1 protein-coding gene is annotated in these 869 nt (G+C 70.2%); it reads right to left on the bottom strand.

The window, feature by feature from the left end; translation table 11 throughout:
- The coding region (locus ABD743_RS44300) for an electron transfer flavoprotein subunit alpha/FixB family protein (protein WP_344730719.1) at window positions 1–867 on the bottom strand (867 nt) is incomplete at its 3' end.
- Between the last annotated feature and the right edge of the window lie 2 nt (window positions 868–869).

Genomic DNA, 869 nt, shown 5'->3' with positions numbered 1-869 from the left:
GTCGGCGATCTCGAAGATCGGCGCTTCCGCGTCCTTGTTCACCGCGATGATCGTCTTCGAGGTCTGCATCCCCGCCCGGTGCTGGATCGCACCCGAGATCCCCAACGCGATATACAACTGCGGCGACACCGTCTTCCCGGTCTGACCCACCTGGAACTGGTGCGGGTAATACCCCGAGTCCACCGCCGCCCGCGACGCCCCCACCGCGGCGCCCAGCGAGTCGGCCAACGCCTCCACCACCGCGAAGTCATCCGCCGACCCCACACCACGCCCACCGGAGACCACCACCGACGCCTCGGTCAGCTCCGGACGATCCCCACCGGTGATCGGCTCCCGGCTCGTCACCACCGCCGCCCGACCCACCGCAGTGGGAACCGCGACCTGTTCCTCCACACCCGCACCCGCGGCCGGCTCGATCTCCACCGAACCCGGCCGCACCGTGATCACCGGATGCCCGGTGGTGGCCTTCGCCTCCGCGATGAACGCCCCACCGAACACCGAATGCGTCACCCCATCCGCGGCGACCGCCACCACATCACTGAGCAGCCCCGACCCGGTGCGCACCGCGACCCGCCCGGCGATCTCCTTGCCATCGGCCGAGACCGCGATCAGCACCGCCGCCGGATCCCTCGACTCCACCAGCGACGCCAGCACCCCCACCTCCGGGGTGAGGAACTCGCTCGAGTCGGTCTCCGCGACGTAGATCTTCTCCGCGCCGTGCTCCTTCAACACCCCGGCCAGCTTCGCCGCCGTGCCCGCCGCACCCACCACCACCGCGCTGGGCTCCCCCAACGCGCGGGCCGCGGTCAACAACTCCAACGTCGCCTTCTTGATCTCACCCTCGAGGTGGTCGACGAGGACCAGCACCT

The organism is Pseudonocardia yunnanensis (genome assembly GCF_039534065.1).
GTDB lineage: Bacteria > Actinomycetota > Actinomycetes > Mycobacteriales > Pseudonocardiaceae > Pseudonocardia > Pseudonocardia yunnanensis.
The sequence above is the reverse complement of the archived record's forward strand: the minus strand, read 5'-3'. Positions and strand labels throughout refer to the sequence as shown.